This window comes from Pseudomonas sp. GL_093 (genome assembly GCF_057837605.1).
In genome coordinates this window covers 1,060,651-1,086,692 of the sequence record NZ_CM174448.1, presented here as the reverse complement: position 1 = coordinate 1,086,692, position 26,042 = coordinate 1,060,651, and the positions used below count along the sequence as shown (strand labels likewise).

Annotated in this window: 22 protein-coding genes and 1 pseudogene; 6 read left to right on the top strand and 17 right to left on the bottom strand. The window is 59.8% G+C overall.

Translation table 11 applies throughout. From position 1 onward, the window contains the following. Positions 1-52: 52 nt before the first annotated feature. The 8 genes from AC3IUE_RS04785 to AC3IUE_RS04750 form a co-directional block, all read right to left on the bottom strand. A complete protein-coding gene (locus AC3IUE_RS04785) occupies positions 53-2,482 on the bottom strand; it encodes a TonB-dependent siderophore receptor (protein ID WP_489265867.1) in 2,430 nt (809 codons plus the stop codon). Positions 2,483-2,698: 216 nt separating this feature from the next. Then, complete coding sequence (locus tag AC3IUE_RS04780; protein ID WP_489265865.1) at positions 2,699-3,688, bottom strand: FecR family protein; 990 nt, start codon at positions 3,686-3,688, stop codon at positions 2,699-2,701. Then, entirely contained in the window at positions 3,685-4,248 is a 564-nt protein-coding gene (locus AC3IUE_RS04775; protein WP_095129391.1) for an RNA polymerase sigma factor, read from the bottom strand. The genes AC3IUE_RS04780 and AC3IUE_RS04775 overlap by 4 nt, the downstream gene beginning before the upstream one ends. Positions 4,249-4,252: 4 nt before the next feature. Then, positions 4,253-4,579, bottom strand: coding sequence for a DUF3325 domain-containing protein (locus tag AC3IUE_RS04770; protein ID WP_056743059.1), 327 nt, complete (start codon positions 4,577-4,579; stop codon positions 4,253-4,255). Beyond that, the gene (locus AC3IUE_RS04765) at positions 4,580-6,160 is read right to left on the bottom strand and encodes a PepSY-associated TM helix domain-containing protein (protein ID WP_489265862.1); all 1,581 of its coding nucleotides are present in this window, start codon (positions 6,158-6,160) and stop codon (positions 4,580-4,582) included. After that, positions 6,157-6,462, bottom strand: a complete 306-nt coding sequence (locus tag AC3IUE_RS04760) for a DUF3649 domain-containing protein (RefSeq protein WP_489265860.1) — start codon at positions 6,460-6,462, stop codon at positions 6,157-6,159. Before AC3IUE_RS04760 ends, AC3IUE_RS04765 begins: the two co-directional genes overlap by 4 nt. 208 nt (positions 6,463-6,670) lie before the next feature. Further along, entirely contained in the window at positions 6,671-7,078 is a 408-nt protein-coding gene (locus AC3IUE_RS04755; RefSeq protein WP_074873857.1) for an HPF/RaiA family ribosome-associated protein, read from the bottom strand. 212 nt (positions 7,079-7,290) lie between these two features. After that, positions 7,291-8,238, bottom strand: coding sequence for a LysR substrate-binding domain-containing protein (locus AC3IUE_RS04750; RefSeq protein WP_223429822.1), 948 nt, complete (start codon positions 8,236-8,238; stop codon positions 7,291-7,293). 135 nt (positions 8,239-8,373) lie between these two features. On the opposite strand from AC3IUE_RS04750, the gene AC3IUE_RS04745 reads away from it, so the two are divergent. From AC3IUE_RS04745 to AC3IUE_RS04735, 3 genes are all read left to right on the top strand, one after another. Further along, positions 8,374-9,750: an L-serine ammonia-lyase gene (locus AC3IUE_RS04745; RefSeq protein WP_489265857.1), complete on the top strand. Its 1,377-nt coding sequence runs from the start codon at positions 8,374-8,376 to the stop codon at positions 9,748-9,750. Positions 9,751-9,812: 62 nt separating this feature from the next. Further along, entirely contained in the window at positions 9,813-11,114 is a 1,302-nt protein-coding gene (locus AC3IUE_RS04740; protein ID WP_056743050.1) for a serine/threonine transporter, read from the top strand. A 354-nt stretch (positions 11,115-11,468) separates the two neighbouring features. Beyond that, positions 11,469-11,786, top strand: coding sequence for a DUF3509 domain-containing protein (locus AC3IUE_RS04735; RefSeq protein ID WP_008150633.1), 318 nt, complete (start codon positions 11,469-11,471; stop codon positions 11,784-11,786). Here the strand turns inward: AC3IUE_RS04735 and AC3IUE_RS04730 are convergent. Further along, positions 11,783-12,283 carry a phosphate-starvation-inducible protein PsiE gene (locus AC3IUE_RS04730; RefSeq protein ID WP_008150634.1) on the bottom strand — a complete coding sequence of 167 codons (501 nt, stop codon included), beginning with the start codon at positions 12,281-12,283 and terminating at the stop codon, positions 11,783-11,785. The two genes, AC3IUE_RS04735 and AC3IUE_RS04730, sit on opposite strands and share 4 nt — an antisense overlap. Before the next feature lie 278 nt (positions 12,284-12,561). On the opposite strand from AC3IUE_RS04730, the pseudogene AC3IUE_RS04725 reads away from it, so the two are divergent. Further along, a pseudogene (locus AC3IUE_RS04725) lies at positions 12,562-12,816 on the top strand (YebG family protein); the annotation flags it as partial. A gap of 162 nt (positions 12,817-12,978) precedes the next feature. Here AC3IUE_RS04725 and AC3IUE_RS04720 read toward each other — a convergent pair. The 4 genes from AC3IUE_RS04720 to AC3IUE_RS04705 all read right to left on the bottom strand — a co-directional run bounded on the left by AC3IUE_RS04720 (position 12,979) and on the right by AC3IUE_RS04705 (position 17,299). Next, entirely contained in the window at positions 12,979-14,088 is a 1,110-nt protein-coding gene (locus AC3IUE_RS04720; RefSeq protein WP_489265854.1) for a dihydrolipoamide acetyltransferase family protein, read from the bottom strand. Positions 14,089-14,104: 16 nt separating this feature from the next. After that, positions 14,105-15,091 (bottom strand): alpha-ketoacid dehydrogenase subunit beta, encoded by a 987-nt coding sequence (locus AC3IUE_RS04715; RefSeq protein ID WP_489265852.1) that lies wholly within the window; start codon positions 15,089-15,091, stop codon positions 14,105-14,107. Continuing rightward, positions 15,084-16,178 carry a pyruvate dehydrogenase (acetyl-transferring) E1 component subunit alpha gene (pdhA, locus tag AC3IUE_RS04710; RefSeq protein ID WP_489265850.1) on the bottom strand — a complete coding sequence of 365 codons (1,095 nt, stop codon included), beginning with the start codon at positions 16,176-16,178 and terminating at the stop codon, positions 15,084-15,086. The genes AC3IUE_RS04715 and pdhA overlap by 8 nt, the downstream gene beginning before the upstream one ends. A gap of 101 nt (positions 16,179-16,279) precedes the next feature. Then, complete coding sequence (locus tag AC3IUE_RS04705; protein ID WP_046045910.1) at positions 16,280-17,299, bottom strand: Glu/Leu/Phe/Val dehydrogenase family protein; 1,020 nt, start codon at positions 17,297-17,299, stop codon at positions 16,280-16,282. A gap of 183 nt (positions 17,300-17,482) precedes the next feature. On the opposite strand from AC3IUE_RS04705, the gene AC3IUE_RS04700 reads away from it, so the two are divergent. Continuing rightward, positions 17,483-18,286, top strand: coding sequence for a SirB1 family protein (locus AC3IUE_RS04700; protein WP_489265848.1), 804 nt, complete (start codon positions 17,483-17,485; stop codon positions 18,284-18,286). 20 nt (positions 18,287-18,306) lie between these two features. Here AC3IUE_RS04700 and maiA read toward each other — a convergent pair whose 3' ends face one another. Genes maiA through hmgA form a run of 3 tightly spaced genes read right to left on the bottom strand, consistent with a single transcriptional unit; the run spans position 18,307 to position 21,567 of the window. Further along, positions 18,307-18,942: a maleylacetoacetate isomerase gene (maiA, locus tag AC3IUE_RS04695; protein WP_489265846.1), complete on the bottom strand. Its 636-nt coding sequence runs from the start codon at positions 18,940-18,942 to the stop codon at positions 18,307-18,309. A 12-nt stretch (positions 18,943-18,954) separates the two neighbouring features. Next, entirely contained in the window at positions 18,955-20,259 is a 1,305-nt protein-coding gene (gene fahA, locus AC3IUE_RS04690; RefSeq protein WP_489265844.1) for a fumarylacetoacetase, read from the bottom strand. Positions 20,260-20,262: 3 nt separating this feature from the next. Continuing rightward, positions 20,263-21,567: a homogentisate 1,2-dioxygenase gene (gene hmgA / locus AC3IUE_RS04685; RefSeq protein WP_415757888.1), complete on the bottom strand. Its 1,305-nt coding sequence runs from the start codon at positions 21,565-21,567 to the stop codon at positions 20,263-20,265. Between the two features lie 164 nt (positions 21,568-21,731). On the opposite strand from hmgA, the gene AC3IUE_RS04680 reads away from it, so the two are divergent. Continuing rightward, positions 21,732-22,514 carry an IclR family transcriptional regulator gene (locus AC3IUE_RS04680; protein WP_489265842.1) on the top strand — a complete coding sequence of 261 codons (783 nt, stop codon included), beginning with the start codon at positions 21,732-21,734 and terminating at the stop codon, positions 22,512-22,514. 18 nt (positions 22,515-22,532) lie between these two features. On the opposite strand, the gene AC3IUE_RS04675 is transcribed toward AC3IUE_RS04680, so the two are convergent. After that, entirely contained in the window at positions 22,533-25,970 is a 3,438-nt protein-coding gene (locus AC3IUE_RS04675; RefSeq protein WP_489265840.1) for a dermonecrotic toxin domain-containing protein, read from the bottom strand. Positions 25,971-26,042 lie beyond the last annotated feature (72 nt).

Below are 26,042 nucleotides of genomic sequence, written 5' to 3'. Positions count from 1 at the left end.
GTGAGCCGGCTCCGGGCGGCGTTCCGACGATGAACGATGACTCGGTTTCCAATCAGAACTCCAGCGTGCTTGAAAGCGACACCTGCCGCGAATCCCCCATCGACACAAAGAACCGGCTCGCCGCCGAGGTGTAGTAGGTGCGGTCAAACAGGTTCTTCACGTTGAGCTGGAACTTGACCTTCTGCCCTTCGACTTTGGTGTCGTAGGTAGCGAACGCATCGGCCACGGTGTAGCTCGGCAGGTCGAAATCGTTCACCGCGTTACCCGCTCGCTCACCGACATAACGCGCGCCCGCGCCGACCCGCAGCTGATCGCCACCGACGATAGTGCCGAAGTCATAAACCGCCGACAGCGAGCCGCTATTCTTGGCGACGTTTTGCAGTTTTTTGCCTTTGTAGGTCGGGTCTTCGGTGACTTCGGCATCGGTGTAGGCATAGCTGCCGATCATGCTCCAGCGATCAGTCAACTGACCGCTCAGGTCCACTTCCAGACCACGGGAACGCACTTCACCTGCGGCGCTGTAGATCGTCACCGGACCTTCGGAGTTGGCCACCAGCACGTTGCGTTTCTTGATGTCGAACAGCGCGACGTTACCGGTGACACGGCCCGGCATGTCGAGCTTGGCGCCGATTTCCCAGGACTTGGCTTCTTCCGGCGCGATGCTGCCGTCCAGCACGGTGCTGCTGCCGCTCAACGGCGCGATGGTCGAGTTGGGTTTGAACGACTCGGTGTAGCTGCCGTAGAACGACAGTTCATCGGTGTAGCGATACACCAGGCCGGCGCGAGGCACCCATTTCTGGTCGTTGCTGTCGGTGTTGGCCTTGAACGGTACGCCTTTGCCGGCGTACTGGTCGTATTCCTGGAAGCGCCCGCCAGCGACGAAAATCCATTGATCGGTCAGGTGGATCGAGTCCTGGAGGAAGATCGAGTCGCTGCGCAGTTCATCGGTCTGCGCGCTGTCCGTCGGGCTGACGGTGGTGCCGGCGACTTCGCGGCCGTACACCGGGTTGATGTAACTGAAGGTGCTCAGGCTTTTCTGGCGGATCAGGTCTTCGCGGTAGATCTTGCGGTATTCGTCATCGACGCCGAACACCAGGTCATGTTTCATCCCCGCGAGCTGGACATTGCCTTCAAGGCTGGCGGTGGTGAAGCGGTCGGTGCTGATAGCGTTTTGAGTGCCGTCCATGCTGCGGGTCAACGTGCCCTTTTTGGTGTCGATGGCGGTGATGCGCACCTGACTGGCGTCGTAGGTTTCGCGGTTCCAGCTGTAGCCGAAGTGGGCTTTCCAATTGTCGTTGAGCTCGTGATCGGCCTCGAAGTGATAGAGGTCCGAGCGGCCTTCCATGTTGTTGAAGGGCTCGTCGAGGCGACGCTCGCGGGAGATGTCAAGCGGATGGTTGTCACGCGGATCGATGATCGTGCCACGGTCGAACGGGGTCAGAAACTCGCGGTGTTCGTAGGAGAACAGCAGCTTGGTGCTTTCGCCGAACCAGGCCAGTGACGGTGCTACCAATGTCTCGCGGTGAGTGCCGAAATTGCGCCAGTAGTCTTCGTCTTCGTGGTCCAGCACCATGCGATAGGCCAACCCGGATTCGCCGAGCGCACCGGTGCTGTCGAGACCGCCACCGCTGCCGTTTTTACCGTCGCCATAGGTCGAGCCACGCAGGGTCAACGCGTTGTACTGCTCAAGCTCGGGCTTTTTGCTGACCATGTTGACCACGCCGCCCGGGTCTTGAATGCCGTAAAGAAGCGAGGCCGGGCCCTTGAGCACTTCGACCCGGTCCACGGTCGCATTCATGCCACGGCCCTGCACGATCGGCATGCCGTCGCGCATGATCGAGCCGTTACGGTTGTCGCCGAAACCGCGGGTCATCACCGAGTCCTGAGTGCTCGCGAGCGTGTTGCCCTGGGTGATGCCGCTGACGTTGGCCAGCGCGTCGTCCAGATTGCGCGGCGCTTGATCGCGAATGACTTGAGCCGGAACCACGTTGACGGTCTGGGGGATTTCCTGAAGCAAGGCCGATGAGCGCATCACCGAACTGGTGGGTGGCGGCTGATAGCTCATGGATTGATCGGCCACCGAGGTGATGGTGGTCGCGCCCAGGTTCAAGGCGCCATCGGTAGGCAACGGCTCCAGCACCAACGTGTGGCCGTCGGTACGGCGGAAGGTAAAACCCGAACCGCTGAGCAAACGCTGCATTGCTTGCTCGGCACTCATCTGTCCGCTGAGCGCTGGAGCGTTGATGCCGTAAGGCGCCTCATCGGTGTAGACCACGCTGATGCCGGTGATCCGACTGAAGTCGCTCAAGGCCTGAGGCAGTGGTTTGGCGGCCATTGCGAAGCTGAACGGCGCACTCTGTCGGACACTGCCGGCCTCAGCCGCCACCGCCACACTCAACGGCAGCAATGCCAACGCCGAAAAGCTCAGGGCACACGTACCCAACCATTGTTTGACCGAACCCGATTTCGCCCTGGACTTCATTGCTCATGACCTGTGTAGAACCGCTACGGAATGCGAATGACTCGCAGTTTCAGTCACTACACGGATGGCGTCGGTATTTACCTCACCAGAAAGTTGAAAATATTTTTATTCGGGTCATGCGGTGTTTGATCTGACGCGTTCGCGAGCAGGCTCGCTCCCACAGGGGAATGCATTTCAAATGTGGGAGCGAGCCTGCTCGCGAAGAGGACATCTGCCTCAACGCAAAATAATCAGATGCCCCAAAACCTTGTGCTGCTCAAACCCCAACACCCCTTGCAACGAACTCAACACCGCCTGCGGGTCCTTGCTCGGAAAGCTGCCACTGACCCGCCGCGCCGCCAGTTCATCGTTGAGCAGCACAATCCGTCCCGGGTAATAACGCCCAAGGTCTTGCACCACGTCGGCGAGTGTCGCCTTGTAGTAATTGAGCCATCCCTGACGCCACGCCAATTGCGCTTCGCTGTCGACGCTGTGGAGTTTTTCCGCCAAGCCATCGCCATAAGCCACTTGCTGGCCAGCCGTCAGGATTTGCTGCGCGGCGTTTTTGTCCGCCGTCACACCAACCCGCCCGGACAACACGGTGACCTGCGCGCCGTGCGGTTGCAGACGCACTTCGAACTGAGTCCCCAGCACCCGCGCCTGGCCCTTCTCAGCGTCCACCACAAACGGATCGCCGGTGTGGGTCACGCTGAAAAATCCAGCGCCGCGCCGCAGCTGAACGTGCCGCTCGCCACGACTGAAATCCACGGCGATTGCACTGTCGGCGTCCAAGGTGACTTGTGACTGATCCGCCAACGTGACGGTGCGAATTTCCCCCGGTGCAGACACATAGTCCGCGCCCAGATCATCGACCCAGCGCGACGGTTGCCAGCCGGCACCGAAGCCGATCATCAGCACCATGCACGCGGCCATCGCCAACGCACCGGACCAACGCCGAACGCTGGTACGGCGCGAGCGATTCATGGCGTTGAGGTAACCCTGCAAGGCAAACGCGTCTTCATCGGCCAACGTTCGGGCCGGTGTTTCGGTCAACTCCCACACCACTTGCGCCTGGGCGTAAGCCTCGGCATGGGCCGGGTCGGCCTGTAGCCAATGGCTGAAGGTGGCCTGATCGCCGCTGCTGGGCTGATCATGCAACAGACTCAGCCAGGCGAAGGCCGCCTGTTCCTGAGCAGGCGTCGGGGTGACGCGTTCGGTGTTGTTCACGGTGCTTTCCCTGGCGTGCGCGGTTCGGGTTCCCGCAGGCTGGCCTTGCAAGCCTCGAGGGCGCGCATCATATGTTTTTCCACGGCGCTTTGGGACAAACCCATGGCCTTGGCGATTTCGGCGTATTTGCGCCCGTGAATACGGTTGAGCAAAAAGATCTGCCGCGTGCGCTCAGGCAGCGCGCGCAACGCCGCCTCGACGTGACGCAAGTCATTGCCCGCCTCCAACGCCGCTTGCGGTTCGCTGCCGTGACTGTCGGGTTGATCCGGCATCCACCCCTCGTTAACCCGCACCCGGGTGCCTTCGCTGCGCAAATGGTCGATGGCGATGTTGCCGGCGCAGCGCAACAGGTAAGTGCTGAGCTCTTCAACCTGCACCAGTGGCCGACGCCAGAAACGCAGGAACAAGTCCTGCACCAGATCCGCGGCCGTCGCCCGACACCCGACACGACGGCTCACCAGCGCTTCCATTTGCGAACGCTGGGAAAGGAACACCTGCAGGAAATGCGCACGCGCACCGCGATGTTCGTCGTCATGGGATTCCGGGGGGCTGGTGATCATCAGGTCAGCCCTGCGCAAACGCGGCAACGGGACTGGCGAGCACGCTCAACCCGGCCAACGCCAAGGCCAGGCGCGGGCGATATGGCATCAACCACACCAGCACCAGAGCGCTAAGCATCAACACCGCAAACCACTCCACCAATCCAAGCCCCCACCCCGTCGACGACACCGCGGCCCACAACGATAACGCCAGCAACAGCCAGCCACTGAGTTTCATCCCCTGGCGGCGACGGGCCGAGGGCTTGCGTCCCAACAATTCGGCGTGATGCCGATCCATCGATAAACACAGCGCGGTGAAACCGCCGTAGCACAGCAACAAGGCCAGGAACATTCAGTGCGCCTCTTGCTCAAGCATTATCGATTTCGCCCGCGGTCGGGTGACGATTCTGGCCTGCCCCGCGCGCTGCATTTTCCACGCAGCCCACGCGAAAAACAGCCCACTGCCCAGGCATGTCAGATCGAAACCGGCCATGGCCCAATCGCCCTGCATCAGGGTGACGCCCAAGTGATCAGGCGTGGTCAGCGCGTTCAGCAGCGGCACCGCACAGAACAGCAACGCCGCCAGCGCCAACTGCTCGACCCAGGCTGCGCGACCACGGCGGACCCTGGCGTGCAACACACTCAAGCCCCAGACGATGAAGAAGCTGTTCACTTCCCAATCCGCCCGCCCGGCCATCCCGACCGGCAACAATCGATTGGCCCAGAAGAACGCCGCCACTGCGACCATCAACCCCGACATGCTGGCGATGTTCAGGACTTCCACCAGTCGCAATTCAAACGGCATCACACCGCTCTTCGCATGTTTTAGCTGACGCTTGCCGAGCCAGATCACCAGCCCGGTACCGATCATCGCAGTGCCCGCCAAACCACAAATGAAGTACAGCCAGCGCAACACCGGTCCGGCAAAATGGCCCATGTGCAAGCCATAGAAACTGCCGGCAATCGCCATGGGCAGCGCTTGCTTCGGCGTTGCGCTGAGTAGCTCCCCGGTCACGCCGTTGAATGTCACCGCGCTGCCAAAGTCGTGGACCACTCGGTCGGCGCCGTCACGCGCAAGAATGACCGAGGCATTCGCATCGCCCGGATTGTTCACCGTCAGCCGCCCCGCACGCCCGCCCGACCATTGCTCGCTGGCCCGTTCCAGCAGCGGTGCCAACGGTGCCAACTGGCCCGGCTCACCGGCAAGTTCGGGGACACTGGAAGCAGGAAACACCTCATCGTAAAACGTATCGAAGTCACTGCCATAAGAGGCGACGATGCTCGCCGGCATCACCATCGACATGAAAATCACCAAGCTGCTGTAAGTGATCATCAAATGAAACGGCAACACCAGAACGCCCACCGCGTTGTGCCCGTCGAGCCAGGAGCGCTGGCCCTTGCGCGGGCGGAAGGTGAAGAAGTCCTTGAAGATTTTCTTGTGGGTGATGATCCCGCTGATCAGCGCGACGAACATCACCATCGCTGCGATCGTCGACAGCCAGCGCCCCCACGGATAGGGCATCTGCAGCTGAAAGTGGAAGCGGTAAAAGAATTCGCCACCGCGTGTGTCCCGGCCCTGCACTTCTGCGCCAGTTTGCGGATCGAGGAGTTTTTCGGTGAATTGACCGCGCGTGCCGGGCTTGGCCGGTGCTTGCTGCCACCTCACCGACAGCCCGGGTTCGCGAGCATCCGGCAAATCGATGAGCCATCGCGAGGCGCCGGCAGCGTGCTGCTCAAGGTAGAGCTGGGCCAGGGTCAGACTGGCTTCGGAGGACACCGCACGGGCGGGAATTTCCGGCTGCATCCAGTGGCTGATCTCATCCTTGAAATAGGCGAGCGTGCCGGTCAGGAAAATCGCGAACAGCAGCCAGCCGAAGATCAACCCGGCCCAGGTGTGCAGCCAGGCCATGGCCTGTCGAAAGCCCTCTTTCATGCGTGGCCCATCCAGTAGGCCAGCCCCGCCACCGCCGCCAAAATCACGCTCGGCACGATCAATCCAAACCAGGCTTGCCACGCACTGCGACAGGCAAAGCACCAGAGTACGGCGACCAGATAGACCAGAAACGAGGTCATCATCCCGGTGACCACCGCTTCGCCGCGAGCCATGGGCAGCCACATCGTCAGGCTGACACTGGCCAATGCCGCGACGAGGTACCCCCCAAGCACGGCGGCCAGCACTCGGGAAGTGACGGCCAGTCGGTAGGAAACGGGGAGCGCGGTGATTTTGCCTTTCATGTTTCGACCTTGAAACGGGTGAGGCCTCGTGAACGTCACGGGACCAACAAGGTCGCAATATTAATGATAAATATTCTCATGTGCAAAAGAGATCCGACGGGATCGTTGTTACGGCAGTCCAAATGATCGTTCAGTCAGCACAAACAAGAACGGGCCTGCATAAGCAGGCCCGTTTTCAGTAGTGGAAAGGTAAAAATCAAATCAGGCTTCAACCGTTTTGCGCGGCCTGTTCGTTCTCGAGAAACTCGTCTTCCAGCAGCGCATCGGCTGCGACTCTCTCGAACGGCACCACAGCGGCACGTGGTTTGCCCCGCAGTTTGCCGAACAGGTGCTCAAGCGCATGTTCGAGTTTTTCGGCCGCCCCGTCGATCGCCAGTTCCAGGGAGTCGGCTTTATGGGTTACAGAAATCGGTTGATGGCCTTTTGGCCGCGCTTCTAACTGACAGCGCATGTCATGGGGACCGGGCTTGTCGCCGTTCTCGTCCCGCAGATGAACCTCGACGCGTGTCAGGTCCTCTTCATAACGTTCGAGCGTGCTCTCAATGGTAGTACGTACCCACTCCTCCAGTCGGATGCTGCTTTGAATATGGTTATCGCTGTTGACTTGGATTTGCATAGTTCATCCCTTATTTCAGCTAGCTCGCGAGAGGCCCTTCGGCTGGCCCTTGGGCGTCATCACCGTGACCTCTTACTTACACAATCGGTCTGCTCGCAGAACAATTCAACCCCTAAAAAAAGATAAATTTTCATACGCAAAAAAGCCGGACAAGGAGCAAAAGCGCTGTTAAGGTCGGGAGTTGGGTCGCCTGACTCTTTTGTCACAATTGCTCACATCTGCCGCTCAGCCAGCGGATGCAGGCTTCGAAATATCCCCGCCTCCTCCACCAGCCAGTCATGCACCGCGCGCACGCCCGGATGGCTCAGCGCACCTGGCGCATAGAGCAGCACGTAACGCTTGTGATTCGGCACCGCCAGGCCAAACGGCACGATCAACGTCCCTCGCTCCAGCTCATCATTGAGCAACGTTCGCCGCGCAATCGCCACGCCCATTCCGGCAATCGCCGCTTCGATGGTCAGGTGATTGCGATTGAAGGTGTGCCCGCGCCGCACGTCCGCACCTTCGAAGCCGATGGCGTTGAGGTAGAACTCCCATTCCGCGTACTCGTAACTGCCGCGCCAGGCGGTGATGTCGTGCAGCAACGGGAAATGCATCAGGTCCGCCGGACCATGTAGCGGCGGCCGGCCGCGCAGCAGGCTTGGGGAACAGACCGGGAATATCTGTTCGTCGAGCAAGGTTGTGGATAACAAACCGGGATAGCTGCCGTCATTCAGGTCGATGGCCAGGTCGAAGTCGCCTTCGTGCAATGGCACGCTGCTGTCCTCGGCCACCAGCCGTAATTGAATGTCCGGAAAGCGCTGCTGCAAACGCGGCAACCTTGGGGTCAACCACTTGCTCAGGAACGATGGAATCGAGCGCACCCGCAAAATCCCGCTGATCATTCCGGCGTCCAGTCGTCGCAACTCCGCATCGATGCTGCCGTATGCCTCGTTGACCGTAATGGCCAGTCGCTGGCCTTCGGCGCTCAATTCCACGCCGCGAGCGCGACGATGAAACAGGCGAAACCCCAACCGCTCTTCCAGCTGTCGGATTTGCTGACTGACCGCACCCGGCGTGATGTGCAGTTCTTCGGCGCATCGGGTGAACGACAAGTGCCGCGCGGCACAGGAAAACACGTGCAGCCAGACGTAAGTCTGGGCGTGCAATTGGCGACTCATTGTTTAGTCCTGCTAAAGGCTGTCTTAGGAAGTTTCGTTGGTCACGTAGGACCGAGGTAGGCAGTATCGCCGACATTGCGCTTGTCCTACAAAAATGGCAGCGATTTCTCTTCCATTGCTTGTATAGGCTTTAGCATGGCTATCAGTGTTTTCGATCTCTTCAAAGTCGGCATCGGTCCGTCCAGTTCCCATACCGTCGGCCCGATGCGCGCCGCTGCGACTTTCGCCCAAGCCCTGATTGACCAACAATTGCTGGCCGACGTACGGCGTGTAGAAATCCGACTTTATGGCTCGCTGTCGGCGACCGGCGTCGGTCACGCCACCGATCGCGCCTGTGTCATGGGCCTGATGGGCGAATGGCCGGACAGCATCGATCCGACCAGCATCGACAACCGAATCCAGACCCTGCGCGAAACCGGTGAACTGTCCCTTGCCGGCAAATCGACCATCGCCTTCAACTGGCAACGCGATCTCCTGCTGCTCGACGAGAGCCTGCCCTACCACCCCAACGCCATGTCCCTGACAGCCTTTGGCGAAACCGGTGAATTGTCGGAGCAAACGTACTACTCGATCGGCGGTGGTTTCATCATCGAAGCGGCCGAAGCCGAGTCCGGCATCGCGCCCACCAGCGATGTGGTGCTGCCGTACGATTTTTCCAGCGCCGCCGAACTACTCAAGCTCTGCAACCTGCACGGTCTGCGCGTTTCCGAGTTAATGATGGCCAACGAATTGGCCTGGCGCAGCGAAGCCGAAATCCGCAATGGCCTGCTGCACATCTGGTCGGTGATGCGCGAATGCGTCGAGCAGGGGCTGCGTCACGAAGGCATCCTGCCCGGCGGTCTGAATGTTCCGCGTCGTGCTGCGAAACTGCACCGCAGCCTGTTGGAAATTGGCAAACCGAATGTCATCACCTCCACGCTATCAGCCATGGAGTGGGTGAACCTGTTTGCCCTCGCCGTGAACGAAGAAAACGCAGCGGGCGGGCGCATGGTCACTGCGCCGACCAACGGCGCGGCGGGGATCATTCCGGCGGTGCTGCACTACTACATGAAATTCAACCCGGACGCGTCGGACGATGACGTGGTGGCGTTCTTTTTGGGCGCTGCGGCTGTAGGCATTCTCTGCAAGAAAAACGCGTCTATCTCCGGTGCCGAAGTCGGCTGTCAGGGCGAAGTCGGCTCCGCCTGCGCCATGGCCGCTGCCGGTCTGGCGGACATACTCGGCGCCACGCCCGAGCAACTGGAAAACGCCGCCGAAATCGGTTTGGAACACAACCTCGGCCTGACCTGCGACCCGGTCGGCGGTCTGGTGCAGGTGCCGTGCATCGAGCGCAATGCCATCGCCGCCGTGAAGGCGATCAACGCCACGCAAATGGCCCTGCGCGGCGACGGCAAACACTTCATTTCCCTGGACCGGGTGATCCGCACCATGCGCGATACCGGCGCCGACATGCACGACAAATACAAAGAGACTTCACGGGGCGGCCTGGCTGTTAGCTGGGTGGAATGCTGAGGAGCATTCCCTGACCGCCCGTAATACGTGAGCCCGAGCAAGAACAATAACGAGGCCAAACGATGACCGATGTACGTACACCTGCTGCCGATAATCCTGCTGTAGACCTGACACGCGATAGCGAAATAACCCACAAGGGCTGGAGTAAACACGACACCACCTGGATGCTCGGCCTCTATGGCACTGCCATCGGTGCCGGCACGCTGTTCCTGCCGATCAACGCCGGCGTAGGCGGTTTCTGGCCGCTGCTGATCCTGGCAGTGCTAGCCTTCCCGATGACCTTCTTCGCCCACCGCGGCCTGACCCGCTTCGTGCTGTCCGGGCGCTCCGGGGACATCACCGAAGTGGTGGAAGAACACTTCGGCATCGGCGCCGGCAAGCTGATCACGCTGCTGTATTTCTTTGCGATCTTCCCGATTCTGCTGGTGTACAGCGTCGCGCTGACCAACACCTTGAGCAGCTTCATGGAGCATCAATTGCACATCGCCCCGCCACCGCGGGCGATTCTGTCGTTGGTGCTGATCCTCGGTCTGATGGCGATCGTCCGTTGCGGCCAGGGCGTCATCGTCAAATGCATGAGCGTGCTGGTTTACCCGTTTGTCGCGGCGTTGCTGCTGCTCGGTTTGAGCCTGATCCCGAACTGGAACGGCGCATTCTTCGCTACCGCCAGCGAAGGCATGGCCATGCCGCTGTTCTTTAAAACGCTGTGGCTGGCGATCCCGGTGATGGTGTTTTCGTTCAACCATTCGCCGATCATTTCCGCCTTCTCCGTCGACCAGAAACAGCGTTATGGCGAGCAGGCCGAACGCAAGAGCAGCGGCATCCTCGCCATTGCCCACGCAATGATGGTGGTGACGGTGATGTTCTTCTGCTTCAGCTGCGTGCTGGCCCTGTCCCCGGCTGATTTGGCGGCGGCGAAGGCGCAGAACATCTCGATCCTGTCGTACCTGGCCAACCACTTCCAGACGCCGGTCATCGCTTACGCCGCACCGCTGATTGCGCTGGTGGCGATCACCAAGTCGTTCCTCGGCCATTACATCGGCGCCAGCGAAGGCTTTCAGGGCCTGATCGTGAAAAGCCTGCGCGGCCGTGGCCGGGTGATGTCTGCCAGTTGGCTGAACCGCGTCACCGCGCTGTTCATGATCCTCAGCTGCTGGGCCGTGGCGACGTTCAACCCGAGCATCCTCGGCATGATCGAAACCCTCGGCGGGCCGATCATCGCGTGCCTGCTGTTCCTGATGCCGATGTACGCCATCCGCCGCGTGCCGGCCTTGCGCCAGTACTCGGGTCAGGCCTCGAACGTGTTCGTGGTGCTGATCGGATTGATTGCACTGTCTGCGATCATCTACTCATTCATGCCCTGAAACGGGCAGGCAAAAAGAAGGCGGGCTGTAGCAGCTGGCGAAGCCTGCGTTCGGCTGCGCAGCAGTCGTCAAACCTGAGGACTCGGTCCTACTGAGGCACCGCATCGCCTGATTTCACGACTGCTGCGCAGCCGAACGCAGGCTTCGCCAGCTGCTACACGGATCGCGGCGCCCGCCTCTTTTTGCCGAGATCATTGTTCGACAGTTTTCCCGGCATGGCCCTTGCTACGTCCTATCTGAGGCAAAAGGACGTTTGAAAACCTCAGCGAGCGACGTGCCGGTGGTCTGGTGTTGCGAACTAATCCCGATCACGGTAGGTCAACAACTGCACGTTCAATCAGGCGGTAACGCATCATGGACAACCCTTTTCAGCTCATTACCGATGCTTTTGCAGCGGATTATCAGATCAACCTGAGCATTCAGGGCCTGGATGGCAGCATCATGCTGACCCTGTCCAACAGCGGTCACGTGGTCGCCAAACGGATGATCAGCGCCGAACAACGCAATGACCCCCAGCGCCTCAAACGCCTGGTGCAAAGCATTCAATTCGGCATCGCCATCGAACAGGGCCACAGCGCCGTGGCCATCCTCGAAGCCATGACCGACGGCGACAATCACAACCTGCCGCCGCCACGCGTCAAGGGCCACAGCCGGCCAGCCATGAGGCTTTAAAGCTCGCCCTTCTCCACTTCGGGATGCTCACCGGAACCCGCACCGATCTTGCGTTGCGGGTGTTCGATCTTCACCGAAGGGAATTGCGACGAGGCGTAACGCACCACCAGAATCGAGAACGCCAGCAGCAGAATCCCGCCGCACAGGTAGATGATGCCGATGTCCGGCGGGTTGTGGTGCGAGACGTTGGAGATCAGCAGTCGCGTCAGCGCAGTGATCGCCACATAGATCAGGAAACGCACCGGCATGTGGTTGGTCTTGAAGTAAATCCCGACCATCGCCCCCAGTTCCAGATAGATGAACAGCAGCAAGATGTCATCGATCTTGATGTGCCCCGCCTCGATCATCTGCAAAAACTCCATCACCGCCGCCCACGCGGTGACGGCACCGATGGCGAACAGCGCCAGGTAGTGGAAGGTCTCGACGAACAGGTTGCCCAGGGACTCGGCCAGTTGGTGCACGTTCTGCCGCAGGTTCTCGGCCCAGTTGATTTTCACGATGATTCTTCCTTAGCTCGGTTCGAGCGGATGATGCGGGTTTGACGTGACGGTTGTTCTGCATGCAGAAAAAAGGCCAGAGGCGCCTGCCACATGATGGCGAGGTGCTCTAAAACGCGCTCCGTGGCGTTTGGTCGCACCTGCATCTCACAAACCCTGATTTCGGTCTACATTAAAAAGCCACTACCCAAAGCGCAGGGATTCGCTTATCCTTTTCGCTGTATATAAATACAGTAGTCGAATAAGACAACTTAATGTGAAGGCATGTGAGGTGGTGAATGGCCGTCGAAGTGGTATACCGCAGCAGCCGAGATCTGGAGCGCTTGTTCATGGATAAAGCCGAAGCTGACCGTCATGACAAAATGCTCGAACTGGCCGAATTGCTGGCTGAAGTGTTGCAAAAAGCCGTTCCGTCCCTGACCGAGCAGCAAGTGGAAGAAGCCGGGATCTACATGGCGAAGAACCGCGATGTGTTCGCCAAGGCGTTCAAGAGCCAGCCGGACGCGTTGTCCGAATTGCTCAATGCGCCGGCTGAAGTCGTTGAAAAGGCTGCCCCCGTTGAGGCGCCTGCACCTGTTGAAGTCGCTGAGCCGACCAAGCCAGCTAAAGCGCCCAAGGCTGCCAAGTAAGCAACACCCGAATTGAATAGGCCCTGAGTCAAATGACTCAGGGCCTTTTTCATGCCTGCGAAAAACTTAAGCGTCGGGTTGCTCCAGCGCCTCGACCAGCGCCTTGAAGAAACGCGCCGCCTCGCCGCCCGTCACCACGCGATGATCGAAAGTCAGGGACAGCGGCAGGACTGGATGCACCACCACTGCGCCATCGACCGCCACCGGCTCGTCGCGGATCGCGCCAGCGGCGAGGATCGCCACTTGCGGCGGCACCACCACCGGGTTGGCGTAGCGACCGAACAAGGTACCGAAATTCGACAACGTCAGGGTCGCCCCCATCATTTCCTTGGGCGGAATCGATCGCGCCTGCACGTCGGCCCTTAATCGCATGACGCCTTCCTTCAACTCAGCCGGAGTGCGGTGACCGACATCGCGCAGCACTGGCACGAACAAGCCGTCCGGGGTGTCCACGGCGATGCCCAGATCGAGCCGTTCGTGTTGTTTGAGCGACAGGCTCTTGCCGTCGAAGGCACTATTGAGTACCGGCTCCACGGCGCACGCGGCCGCCATCGCCTTGGCCAGGCGTATCAGCGGTTCGCGCGCCTGACCCCAGCGATGCAGGTCGGCGTCACCGAAAATCGTCACGGGCACGACTTCGGCATGGGACCGGGCCATGTTCAGCGCCATGCTGCGCCGCACACCGCGCAACCGTTCGCCGCCGAAGCGATCCAGTTCAGTTTGAGCCGCGTTTTCCACATCCGTGCGGGTGATCAGCCCCTCGTGACCAGAGCCCGTCAACCCGCTCAACTCCACGCCGAGTTGCCGAGCCAGTTGCCGCACGGCCGGCGTGGCGCGAGTCGCCAGGTGTTCTCGGGTCGAGGGGGCAGCGCCGATGAAAAACGAGTCATCCTGACTGCTGCCGCCTCCTTCGAGTCGCCCGACCACGGTGCCCGCGTCCGCTTCGCCTTCGTAACCGAGCAGCGGTTCACCGACGTGAATAATGTCGCCCTCGCCGCCGTGGAGTTTCGCCACCACGCCGTCGTAGGGGGCGGGGATATCCACCAGCGCCTTGGCGGTTTCTACCGACACCAGCAGTTGATCGGCCTTGACGGTATCGCCGACCGCGACGTGCCAGCGGACGATTTCCGCCTCCTGCAAACCCTCGCCCAGATCCGGCAGTTTGAAATACTTCATCGCAGCCTCCTTGGGTTCAGGCGAAGTGCAGAACGTTGTCGCAGGCCTGAAGAATGTCCTCGACGTTGGGCATATAGAGCGATTCCAGTCGATACAGCGGCGGTGGAATGTCCGGCGCAGTGACTCGCTGAATCGGTGCCTGCAATTCCAGCAACACCCGCTCATAGAGGCTCGCGGCGATTTCCGCGCCGACGCCACAGGAGCGCGGCGCTTCATGAACGATCACGCAACGACCGGTCTTGCGCACCGAGGCTTCCATCGTGTCGAGGTCCAGCGGCTTGATACTCGCGACATCGATCACTTCCGCCGAGACACCCCGTTCGGCCAAAGCGGTGGCAGCTTGCAGGGTTTCCATCACGCTGGCGCCCCAGCTGATCAGCGTGATGTCGCTGCCTTCGCGCAGGGTGAAACAGCTGTCCAGCGGCAGGCGTTTACCGTCATCCACGAGCGTTTGCGGGTTCATGCGATAGAGCCGGGTCGGCTCGAGAAACACCACCGGGTCCGGGTCATCAATGGCCGCCAGCAACAAGCCATAGGCCCGTGCCGGCGATGACGGAATCACCACCCGCAGACCTGGAATGTGCGCGAACAATGCTTCAGTGCTTTCGCTGTGATGTTCCGGCGCGCGAATCCCTGCGCCCATCGGCGTACGCATCACCATCGGGCAGGTGATCCGCCCGCGCGTGCGGTTGCGCATGCGGCTGGCGTGGGACACCAGGTGTTCCATGGCGGCGTAGATGAAACCCATGAACTGGATTTCCACCACCGGTTTCAGGCCCTGAGCGGCCATGCCGACCACCAGTCCGCCGAGCATGGTTTCGGCCAGCGGCGAGTCGATGACTCGCTTGAAGCCAAAGCTGTCGCGCAGCCCTTGGGTGGCGCGAAACACGCCGCCGTTCACCCCAACGTCTTCACCGAGGACGATGACGTTCTCGTCTTCGCTCATGGCCCGATGCAGCGCGAGATTCACCGCCTCCAGCAACGTGACTTTGCCGTTACTCATGGCTCGAATCTCCCGCGCGGCGCGCCGCCCGTTCGAGCAACTCTTCACGCTGCCCGGCGAGGGACGCCGGCCATTGGGCGTAGACGTGATCCATGACCGATTCGGGCGCCTGAATACCCGCCGCTTCGAAGTTATCCACAGCACGCTGCACCAAGCCCTGGCATTCGCTGATCAGCGCCTGTTCGCGGCCTTCGTCCCACACGCCCTGGCCGACCATGAAACGTTGCAGGCGTTTGACCGGCTCTTCCAGCCAGGCCTGCTTGACCTCGTCCGCCGGCCGGTAGCGTGTGGCATCGTCGGCGGTGGTGTGGTCGCCGAGGCGATAGCTCAGGCATTCCAGCAACACAGGGCCTTTACCGTGACGCGCCCGTTCGAGGGCCACTTGTACTCGGTCGTAAACCGCGAGCATGTCATTGCCGTCGACCTGCTCACCGTGGAACCCGGCACCGATCGCTTTCTGTGCCAGCGTCGGGGCGCCGCACTGAATTCGCCGCGGCACCGAGATCGCCCATTGGTTGTTATTGACCACGAACACCACCGGCAACTGCCAGGCACCGGCGACGTTGAGGGCTTCGAGGAAATCGCCCTTGCTGGTGGCGCCGTCGCCGCAGGTGGTGACGGCAACCCGATGTTCGCCGCGGATTTTGAATGCACTGGCAACGCCGCAGGCATGCAAGGCCTGGGTGGCAATCGGCACACAGATCGGAAAGTCCTGGGCCGCCGCCGGTTCGGCAAAGTCGCTGCCGCGCTCGTCGCCGCCCCAGTACAGGAGAATTTCTTCCATGCGCACCCCACGCATCAACTGCACGGCGGTGTCACGGTAATACGGAATCAGCACGTCTTCGGCGTGCATCACGCTGCCGACGGCGACGCCAATGGCTTCCTGGCCCAACGTCGGCGCATAAGTGCCGATGCGCCCGGTGCGTTGCAGGGCGACGGCTTTCTGATCGAAAAGGCGGGTCAGGACCATCTGCCGATAAAGGCGCGTCAGCAAATTGAAATCGTCGGCCCAGGCAGGAAGATCGCCGAGCAATTGGCCGTCAGGGGATAAAAATCGGGTGTAAGGCAGCTCAACCTTGTGAGGCATCACAGGGGCTCCTGGCACGCCGCGTCAGCGTGCGTCAGTCAAGCCTGACGCTTGTGGCGCCAGGCCTTGGGAGCAAGTCTGCCGGATAGGCCCTCACTCCTTCATCGGTACAGCACTTTCTCCGCCAATTCGTCAGCCACTCGGGCCGGCGAGCGTTTTTCCGCCTGGGCATGGGCGAAGACTTCGGTCAGCCGGGAGCTGATTTTCGACAGGTGCGCGGTGATGGTCGATAGCTCTTCGCCGCGGTGTTTGAGCGAAACGTAGATCAGCCCGCCGGAATTGATCACGTAATCCGGCGCATACAGAATGCCCCGCCGTTCCAGTTGATCAGCGACTTCCAGATGGGTCAGTTGGTTGTTCGCCGAACCTGCCACCGCTGCGCAGCGCAATTGCGTCACGCTGTGGCTGTTGAGCACGCCACCGAGGCCGCAGGGCGCGAGAATGTCGCATGGGGTGCTGAGCAGCGCTTCGTTGGCGATCGGGTGAGCGCCGAGTTGCTCCATCGCCAATTGCACTTTGCCGTGATCGATGTCACTGACAAGCAGCTCGGCACCGGCGGCGTGCAGCTGTTCGGCGAGGGCATAGCCAACGTTGCCGAGCCCTTGAATCGCCACTCGCAGGCCTTCGAGGTTATCGCTGCCCAGCCGGGCCATGGCGGTGGCACGAATACCGGTGAACACGCCCATCGCCGCGTGCGGTGCAGGGTCGCCCGCCGAGGTGGTGCTGGTGACGTGCTGGGTCTGTTGGGCGATGCAATCCATGTCCGCCACGGAGGTGCCACTGTCGATGGCGGTGATGTAGCGGCCGTCGAGCTGATTGATGCAACGCCCGAAGGCTTCGAATAGCGCGGCGCGGTTTTCCACATGAACCGGGCGAACAATCACCGCAACGCCGCCGCCCTGAGCCAGGCCGGCCAACGCGGCCTTGTAACTCATGCCTTGGGCAAGGCGCACCGCATCCTCGACGGCTGATTCGTCGCTGGGATAGGCAAGGTAACGACACCCGCCCAGGGCAGGCCCCAGACGGCTGTTATGAATGGCAATGACCGCCTTCAACCCGGTGACCGAGTCGACGCTCAGATGCAGCGATTCAAGGCGAGTGCTTTGCATGAGAGCGAACATCGTAGGGCTCCCGAATTGCTTCTTGTAGTCGCCAGTATAGGCTTGCGCCCGAAAATTGCAGAAGCGCACCGGAATAAGCGCCGCCGCCATGCAGACTTTCGGACATAACCTGCAACCACCTATGTTCGGCACTGGACGAATGGCGGAGACGGGGCTAAAACGAGGCATTACCCGGAGATTTTGATGACCCCCCGCCAACGTTTTTTCGACTGTCTGCAACGTTCACCGCCCGCGCTGTTCGAGGCGGCGCTGTGGATTGCCGCCGAACACGACAGTGAGGTCAATCCCGAGGCGGTGCTGCAAGATTTCAAGGGCCTGCAACAACGGGTCAGTTACGGCTTGCCGATGTTGCCGGTCAGCGAGTTGGCCCAGCCGTTGTTACGGCGTATGAATGACCTGGGATTCGCTCAGGACGACTCCACGCCATTGCGTCCGCAAGTCGCGCTGGTCAATAAAGTGCTGGAACGCAGACGCGGGCAGCCGCTGAGTCTGGGATTGATTGCCCTGGAACTGGCCAAAGGTCTGGAAATCCCCATGGTTGGCGTCAACTTCCCCGGGCATTTCCTGCTGCGGGTACCGGGCGCCGATCACCTGCTCGACCCTTGTGGCGGGCGTCGGTTGTACCCCAACGATTGCCGGGAACTGCTGCAACGCCAGTACGGCCCAAACATGAAGCTTGGCGCCGAACATTTGCTCACCGCCGAGCCGGTGCAAATGCTGCAGCGGCTGTCGCGCAACCTGCGTCAGTTACACCTTTCCCACGATGACTACATCGGCGCCCTGATCGACGCCGAACGGGTGCTGGAACTGGGCAACGCCAGTGCCTCCGACTACTTGGCCCGGGCCAGCCTCTATCAACGACTGGATTGCCCGAACGCCGAGCGCTTTGACCTGGAGCATGCACTGCTGCTCAGTGACGACCCGATCCAGCGGATTCGCCTGACTGAGCGATTAGGGCACCTGCCGCCAAACTCAATCGTCCATTAAAAGCAAAAGATCTGATGTTTTTAAGGGGTGTCTGGCTGATTCGCCGGATGCGCCTTGATGAACGCCGGATGCGTCGCCGCCAACGCCGCCACTCGACGAATCCGCGGATACGCCTCAAGTGAAATGCTGAAGCGCTCGGCCGCGTACAGCTGCGGAATCAGGTAAACATCCGCCAGCCCAGGCGTCGGGCCAAAGCAATAACCCTCATCGCCGATCAACTGCTCCACCGTCGCCAATCCTTGGCTGATCCAGTGCCCGATCCACTCCACCACTTGCGGTTCATCGTGCCCCAACTGCCGAAGTTTATTGAGCACGCTGACGTTGTGCAGCGGATGCACGTCGCAACCAATCACCGCCGCCACACCACGCTCATGGGCGCGAGCGGCGAGGTCTTTGGAGAGCAGCGGCACCTGTGGATAACGCTCTTCCAGGTATTCGATGATCGCCGGCGACTGGATCAACAGCTCACCTTCGTCAGTGCGCAAGGCCGGTACTCGGCCTTGCGGATTGATGCTCAGATACGGCGGCTGTCGATGTTCGCCACCTGGCGGTGCGATCAGATTGATCGGCAGCGCCTGGTAATCCAGGCCCTTGAGCGCCAACGCAATGCGCACCCGATAGGACGAAGTCGAACGGTAGTAGGTATAGAGTTCCATGACCCGATCCTCTTAGCGCGCCGGCAACACTTTGCCACGGCATTCGCCGAAGCCGATGGAGGCAAAACCGTCACGGCTGCAACGTGCGCGCAGGATGATTTCGTCGCCGTCCTCAAGAAATTTCCGTACCTCACCCGACGCCAGTTCGATCGGCTTTTTACCGCCCTCGGTGATTTCCAGCAGGCTGCCGAACTGACCGTTCTCAGGCCCCGACAAGGTGCCCGAACCGAACAGGTCACCGGCCTGCAATTGGCAGCCGTTGACGCTGTGGTGCGCGACCATTTGCGCCACGGTCCAGTACATATGTTGGGTGTTGCTGAGGGTCAGGCGATGGGCCGGCAGTTTTTGCTCGCGCAGGCCTTCGGTGAGCAGCAGCACTTCCAGTTCGATGTCGAAACCGCCAGCGGCTTGATCGCGCTTGTCGAACAGGTACGGTAGCGGCTGCGGATCGCCTTCTGGACGTGCCGGCTGAGCACGACGGAACGGTTCCAGCGCTTCGGCAGTCACCACCCATGGCGAGATGCTGGTGATGAAACTCTTCGACAGGAATGGCCCCAGTGGCTGGTATTCCCAAGCCTGAATGTCGCGCGCCGACCAGTCGTTGAGCAGGCAGAAACCGGCGATGTGATCGGCGGCGTCACCGATGGCGATCGAGTCGCCCATCTCGTTGCCCTGACCGATCCAGATGCCCAGCTCCAGTTCGTAATCCAGACGTGCACATGGACCAAACGTCGGCTCGGTCTGACCGGCCGGCAGGGTCTGGCCTTTCGGACGGCGGACATCGGTGCCCGACGGGCGAATGGTCGAAGCGCGGCCGTGATAACCGATCGGCACGTACTTGTAGTTCGGCAGCAACGGGTTGTCCGGACGGAACAGTTTGCCGACGTTCTGCGCGTGCTCGATGCCGACGTAGAAGTCAGTGTAATCGTTGATTTTCGCTGGCAGGTGCATCTCGCAATTCGCCGCCAGTGGCAGCAATTTTGCACCTTGGGCTTCGATCTTGCCGTGCAGCGTGCTGCCTTCTTTGAACAGTTCCAGCAGGCGTTCGCGCAGGGCAACGCGAGCATCACGACCCAGTTCGAAGAACGCGTTCAACTGGCCGCCACGGGTGGCTTCAACTGCAGTTTTTGCGACGCCATCGAACAAGCCAGCGTCCAGTGCAGCTTCCAGATCAAAGATATGTTCGCCAATGGCCACGCCACTGCGCGGTGCCGAACCCTTCACGCTGAACACGCCCAGCGGCAGGTTTTGCAGAGGAAAATCAGCATGGCCGTTGGCGGAGGCAACCCAGCTACGAGTGATGGAAGTCTGAGTCATGGGTTATCTCCGGGTCGGGTCGAAAGTGGCGGGCAGCGTGGCCCAGCAGGCATCGTAGTTGTTTTGCAGTTGCGGGCAATCCAGCGCGAAACGGCTCGGGCGCAGCACCTGGCTGGTCTCGAACATGAAGGCCATGGTGTTGTCGATTTTCGCTGGCGCGAGTTCGGCGTTGATCGCCTTGGTGCAGGTTTCGCCATCCGGCCCGTGGGCGCTCATGCAACTGTGCAAGGACGCACCGCCGGGCACGAAACCTTCGGCCTTGGCGTCGTACTCGCCCTTGATCAGGCCCATGAATTCGTTCATCAGGTTGCGGTGGAACCACGGTGGCCTGAAGGTTTTCTCGGCGACCATCCAGCGTGGCGGGAAGATCACGAAGTCCAGATTGGCCAGACCGTGGACGCTGGTCGGCGACGTCAGGACGGTAAAGATCGACGGATCCGGATGATCGAAACTGACCGTGCCGATGGTGTTGAAACGACGCAGGTCATATTTGTACGGCACGTTGTTGCCATGCCAGGCGACCACATTCAACGGCGAATGATCGAGCTCACAGCCCCACAACTGGCCGAGGAATTTCTGCACCAGAGTGGTCGGTTGTTTGAGGTTTTCGTAATGAGCGACCGGGGTCAGGAAGTCCCGCGCGTTGGCCAGGCCGTTGCTGCCGATTGGCCCCAAGTCCGGCAGGCGCAGCGGCGCGCCGTGGTTTTCGGCAATGTAGCCGCGAGCTTGTGGGTCGAGCAGTTCGACGCGGAATTTCAGACCGCGTGGCAGCACGGCGATTTCCAGTGGCTCCAGTTCAAGCACGCCGAGTTCGGTGGCGATGCGCAGGCGTCCCAGCTCAGGCACCAGCAGCAGTTCTCCATCGGCGTTGAAAAACACGCGCTCCATGGAGCGGTTTGCGCGGTAGCTATAGATGCTGATCCCGGCCGGTTTTTCCGCGCCCGAGTTGGCGGCCATGCTCACCAGCCCGTCGATGAAATCGGTTGGCTCGGTCGGGATGTCCAACGGATTCCAGCGCAGGCGGTTGGGTGTCACTTCACCCAACGGGCCGCCGGCCAGTTGCCGATCCAGTTTGACGAACGCAGGGTGATTGGCCGACGGTTGAATGCGGTACATCCAGGTGCGCCGCGCTTCACTGCGAGCCATGGTGAACGCAGTGCCGGAGAACAATTCGGTGTAGAGACCGTACGGGGCTTTTTGCGGGGAGTTCTGGCCGACAGGCAGTGCGCCGGGCAACGCTTCACTGCTGAATTCGTTGCCGAAGCCGGACTGATAAGCCAGCTCGGGCGCCGTTGAATCGAGGTTCATGGAGCCTCCTGAACAGGGAGTAGGCATGGCCCGTTGCTCCATTGAAGAGGTCTCGGCACGCCTGGGTTATTTTTATCGTAATTCGATTACGCTTAACGTAATTTGATTGGTATTGACCGTCAAGCTATAAAGACGCCCATTCGTCCCGGGATCAGACCGCCTCCATGGAAACGCCGCGCAGCAACGATAAACAGAAAGTCCGCTCGGCCGAGGTCGGCACCGACATCCTCAAGGCCTTGGCCGAGTTATCGCCATCGACTTCACTGTCGCGCCTGGCTGAACACGTGCAAATGCCGGCGAGCAAGGTTCACCGCTATTTACAGGCGCTGATTGCCAGCGGTTTTGCTGAACAGAATGCTGCTACCAACCACTACGGTCTGGGCCGCGAAGCCTTGCGCGTTGGTCTCGCCGCACTCAACAGTATGGACGTGCTGAAAGTCGGCGCCCTGCCCCTGGCCGAGTTGCGTGACGATCTGAATGAAACCTGCTTTATAGCGGTGTGGGGCAATCAGGGTGCGACCGTGGTGCATATCGAACCGGCGGTGCGCGCGGTGACGGTGGTGACGCAATTGGGTTCGGTGTTGCCGTTGCTCAGCTCTTCAACAGGGCTGGTGTTCGGCGCCTATCTGCCGAAGCGTGAAACCGTCGATTTGCGCGAACAGGAACTGCAAAGCAGCGCTTCACATGCGCTGGCGGACGATCAAGCCTATGCGGCGTTGTGCGAACAGATCCGCGAACGCGGTCTGCACCATGTGCATGGTTTGCTGATGCCGGGGGTCGATGCTTTGTCAGCGCCGGTGTTCAATGCTGTCGGGCATGTTGCGGCGGTGATGACCATTGTCGGCCCGGCGTCATTGTTTCACGCCGACGAAAACGGCCCGGCGGCGCGGCGGTTGTTGGCTGCGACGCGGGCCGTGAGCTGGCGGATGGGGTATCAGCCCGAGTAACGGCTTCCCCCCGCTAAGTCAGCCTATGATTCGGGTTTCACTGTCCGAGATCACGTACTTGGACGTCATCGCAGTGACATAGTCGACGCCCACCTGAACGCCGGTCGCGGTCGACACGATTTGCGAGATGTCCGTGATCCGCGACAACAGGCCCACCGCCGAAGTCGACGTGCCGGCCCCCGCGACGATGCCCACATACAAGAGGATGGCGCTTCTCCAGGCCGAGGTGAGATGGGCTTTGCCGGCATCTTCATCGCCCAGGCTGTAAGCAATCACACCTTGAACGATCGAACGCGTGATACGCAGGACGCTGGCCACCAGAGCAACTGGAGGGACAAACAGCGAGATGACATCCACCACCAGCTCTGCACCGACCATCACATTACGCCAGAAAATTTCCCCATGCGTGCTCGTCTGATAGTCGACGTCGTAGATAAGCCGCGACACCATACTGCTGTATTCGAACTTGAAGTGGGTCACAGCGTAACTGTCTTGCAACCTTGGCGTCGGCAAGGCACTTGGAGCGTCGCGGCAGTTGTCGACATAACGTTTCACCACACCTCTGTCTTCCAACCTGACAAGTCCGACAACATGGTTGCCCAGTACGCCCCCCTTAAAGCCCTGAGTCAACGACTCAATGGGACGAAATGCCAGGCCATCCGGTGCTTTCGGAATGTAGATCAGGTATTCCAATCTGCCTGCCACATTACGCCCGAACGTATAGGCGCCCTCCAGCCGTCGCCCCTCGAGCGCCAGTGTATAAACGCCTTCGCCCGGCGCGACGCCCGTCAGGAACGGCACCGGATAGTGAGGACGATCATGATCCAGCCCCTCGATCAGCCCCTTGAGCCAATTGAAGTGTTCACCGGAAAGAGCGCCCTGCATTTTTTGCGTCAATGCCGCCCTGAGCATTTCGTTCTGCACGGTTTTGCAGTAAAGCTTCGCCTTGAGATCGTAAGAAGGTGTTGTCAGGAAATCCTGCCGCAGATATTGCTCATATTTCTCGCCCGGCAATAAATTGATCAACGCAGTGACAGCGGCCGTATCCAAGCGCCCCAGAGGCGAGTTGTCCAGGGAGCGGAACGACACATATTCATCAGTACTCCAGATCTGCCACTGAATGAACACATTGGTGAGTGTCATCCAGTCGTGTCCACGCAACTTGACGTGCACCTGATCCGGGTCGATTTCCGGATGCGGGCCGGATCGCCGCAGATAATCGTTCAACGCCTTCATGACCACTTTTCGTGAGAAGACGGCAAACGTTTCGATATGCTGTGATACTTGGTAGATGGCTTTGAAATCCGTGTTTAACCTGGTGAAAAGCTCGCGATCCTGCACAGCGGCCTTTCTGTACCAGCCGGGTGTGACTACCTGTTCTTCAGCAATTTCCCAGTCGATGATTTTATGGATGGCGCCCATGAACGGCCCGCCTTCCAACCCGCTCGCCCATTGCACCAAAGCAATGCCGTCCCACCACCTCCGTTCGAACACCGGCGCCGGCTCGACAAAGGAGAGATAGCTACTCACAAACCCCGCACGATCGGTGCTGAAAGTCTGCCCAATCAGGAAGTCACGATCGCGCTGCTCGAAACCCCATTTGATGAACTGTCGCTTCAACGCCGTCAGATCGGGAAACTCATACCATTGCTGCCCCGTCGGTGCACCGGGAGCGTAGAGTACATGCATCGAATGATCAGGCATTGCGCCTCTTGCACGATAAACGATCATGTCTTTAAACGGCCGGAGAAAGCTGCGAAAAGCAACGCCGCATGCCTCCATTCCCGGATCGCCAAACAGATAACGCTGCGAGATGTCCTGTGCTTTCGGGCTGATATGATTTTGAAGTAACGCTGCGAAGTTACTGAGCGCAGTTTGCTGCCCCAATACTTCCTGCATGGCTTCTCTAACGTGCGGATCGTTGAGGCGATGACTTCGTTCATTGGCGTATTTCAAACGAAGATCAAATTGCCGGATGGCGTATTCGATGTTGGAAACTGACAGTCGTGGATTGTTGTGGAAGGCTTCGATCTGAATCGAGTATTTCCCTGCCGCATCATGCACACCGTACATGAACAGCTGCGTCAGGGTTTTACGCTGGACATGCTCGATGTTCCTTGTGCCCATACGCACCCAGTGTTTCACAACTACCCAAACAGTATCGGGATCAACGCGATTGGCATCGCCCTGGGAGATATGTTCTGCGACGACACCCCGCACATACTCCTGAAATGAGGAGAGCCCCCCCATCGCCTCATGCAATGCCACCTGGCTTTTGAGCAACGCCTGTTCCAGAGAGGCAAATACTTCCTGATTGGTTGTGGAAGTGTCCTTCAGCCATTGCGGCCGGGCGTTTTTTGAAATCAATACGAGCAGGTTGGCGGTTCGGCCCTTGGCATCGTCGATCACTTCATTCAGGCCATGAGCCGACTCAATTGAACGTACAACGCTCTGCAGGTCCGCGCCCGGCTCCAGTAATCGGCGAAGACCGAAAGCAACGTCACGCCGTTGTTTATCCAGCAGATTGTCTATGACGTTCTGGAAAATTTCGCCATGGGTTTTCAAATACCGGATATCAGGCGCACTTCTGACGTGTTCGGCGTCCTCCAGTGAAACACCTTTGAGCAACTGCGCCCGGCTGTTAGCGTCGCTCAGGCGCTGCTCCAGCGAGCGGTGCATCAATGCCGACGTCCGGTACGTTTCCAGCCCTTTTGCGGGGGTGTAAAGGATGACCCAATCATCGCTGGCAGGTACAAGTTCGTCGCTGATCTGACCACTCAGATGCATGGCAAAACAACAGGCCAGCGTTGCGAATCGTCCACTTTCGAGTTGCAATGAAAGACTGTAAGCCGGGGTCTGGGGGATGCCCCAAAGTAAAGTTTCAAAACTGAGATCTACCTCCGTCATCACCTCTTGCACTTGTATCATTGCTTTCAACTCTTGCCAGAAAAGCGCCGCATACAAGTTGCGCAGGTCACTGCTGCGAGAGCCCAGTTCACGACCCTTGGCATCCTTGCCCACAGACGCGGCCCAGCGTCGGTCCAGGTCTTGCGTGTATTTTTGCGCCAGCGTACCCAACACATCGCCAATCAGCGAACCCAGAGCAACCACATCCAGACCGTCGATCCGGTCCCGCTCATCCAAAGAGTTGGGCCAGTCATAGACGCCGTACTGACTCGCGTCATAAACAGGGGCACGCCCACGACTCAAACATTCCATGAACACGTCCATGAACAGACCGGTCGGCTCCTGATTCGCAATGCCTGAACGTCGGGGATTGATATAAGTCTTGCTGATGTAGACCTCCGGCAACAACTGTTGAAGTTCCTTTAACAAAACCTCTTGCAGGATTTCTTTAAACGACGCGGTTTTCTTCAGCGCTGCTTCCAGCACGGTAAAACATTCAACCACCTCCCCTAGATTTTTCTGTACCAACTCTGTTTCCTGGACACTCATATACACATTCCATTAATGCACTTTAAAAATCAGACAATGAAAAACTGCCTAAACCAGTGCAATTAACTTAAC

Bases quoted from the DNA above. Each gene is read 5' to 3' on its own strand.
- AC3IUE_RS04785 (WP_489265867.1), bottom strand. From the start codon at position 2,482: ATGAAGTCCAGGGCGAAATCGGGTTCGGTCAAACAATGGTTGGGTACG.
- AC3IUE_RS04775 (WP_095129391.1), bottom strand. From the start codon at position 4,248: ATGATCACCAGCCCCCCGGAATCCCATGACGACGAACATCGCGGTGCG.
- AC3IUE_RS04770 (WP_056743059.1), bottom strand. From the start codon at position 4,579: ATGTTCCTGGCCTTGTTGCTGTGCTACGGCGGTTTCACCGCGCTGTGT.
- AC3IUE_RS04765 (WP_489265862.1), bottom strand. From the start codon at position 6,160: ATGAAAGAGGGCTTTCGACAGGCCATGGCCTGGCTGCACACCTGGGCC.
- AC3IUE_RS04760 (WP_489265860.1), bottom strand. From the start codon at position 6,462: ATGAAAGGCAAAATCACCGCGCTCCCCGTTTCCTACCGACTGGCCGTC.
- AC3IUE_RS04755 (WP_074873857.1), bottom strand. From the start codon at position 7,078: ATGCAAATCCAAGTCAACAGCGATAACCATATTCAAAGCAGCATCCGA.
- AC3IUE_RS04750 (WP_223429822.1), bottom strand. From the start codon at position 8,238: ATGAGTCGCCAATTGCACGCCCAGACTTACGTCTGGCTGCACGTGTTT.
- AC3IUE_RS04745 (WP_489265857.1), top strand. From the start codon at position 8,374: ATGGCTATCAGTGTTTTCGATCTCTTCAAAGTCGGCATCGGTCCGTCC.
- AC3IUE_RS04740 (WP_056743050.1), top strand. From the start codon at position 9,813: ATGACCGATGTACGTACACCTGCTGCCGATAATCCTGCTGTAGACCTG.
- AC3IUE_RS04735 (WP_008150633.1), top strand. From the start codon at position 11,469: ATGGACAACCCTTTTCAGCTCATTACCGATGCTTTTGCAGCGGATTAT.
- AC3IUE_RS04720 (WP_489265854.1), bottom strand. From the start codon at position 14,088: ATGAAGTATTTCAAACTGCCGGATCTGGGCGAGGGTTTGCAGGAGGCG.
- AC3IUE_RS04715 (WP_489265852.1), bottom strand. From the start codon at position 15,091: ATGAGTAACGGCAAAGTCACGTTGCTGGAGGCGGTGAATCTCGCGCTG.
- pdhA (WP_489265850.1), bottom strand. From the start codon at position 16,178: ATGCCTCACAAGGTTGAGCTGCCTTACACCCGATTTTTATCCCCTGAC.
- AC3IUE_RS04705 (WP_046045910.1), bottom strand. From the start codon at position 17,299: ATGTTCGCTCTCATGCAAAGCACTCGCCTTGAATCGCTGCATCTGAGC.
- AC3IUE_RS04700 (WP_489265848.1), top strand. From the start codon at position 17,483: ATGACCCCCCGCCAACGTTTTTTCGACTGTCTGCAACGTTCACCGCCC.
- maiA (WP_489265846.1), bottom strand. From the start codon at position 18,942: ATGGAACTCTATACCTACTACCGTTCGACTTCGTCCTATCGGGTGCGC.
- fahA (WP_489265844.1), bottom strand. From the start codon at position 20,259: ATGACTCAGACTTCCATCACTCGTAGCTGGGTTGCCTCCGCCAACGGC.
- hmgA (WP_415757888.1), bottom strand. From the start codon at position 21,567: ATGAACCTCGATTCAACGGCGCCCGAGCTGGCTTATCAGTCCGGCTTC.
- AC3IUE_RS04680 (WP_489265842.1), top strand. From the start codon at position 21,732: ATGGAAACGCCGCGCAGCAACGATAAACAGAAAGTCCGCTCGGCCGAG.
- AC3IUE_RS04675 (WP_489265840.1), bottom strand. From the start codon at position 25,970: ATGAGTGTCCAGGAAACAGAGTTGGTACAGAAAAATCTAGGGGAGGTG.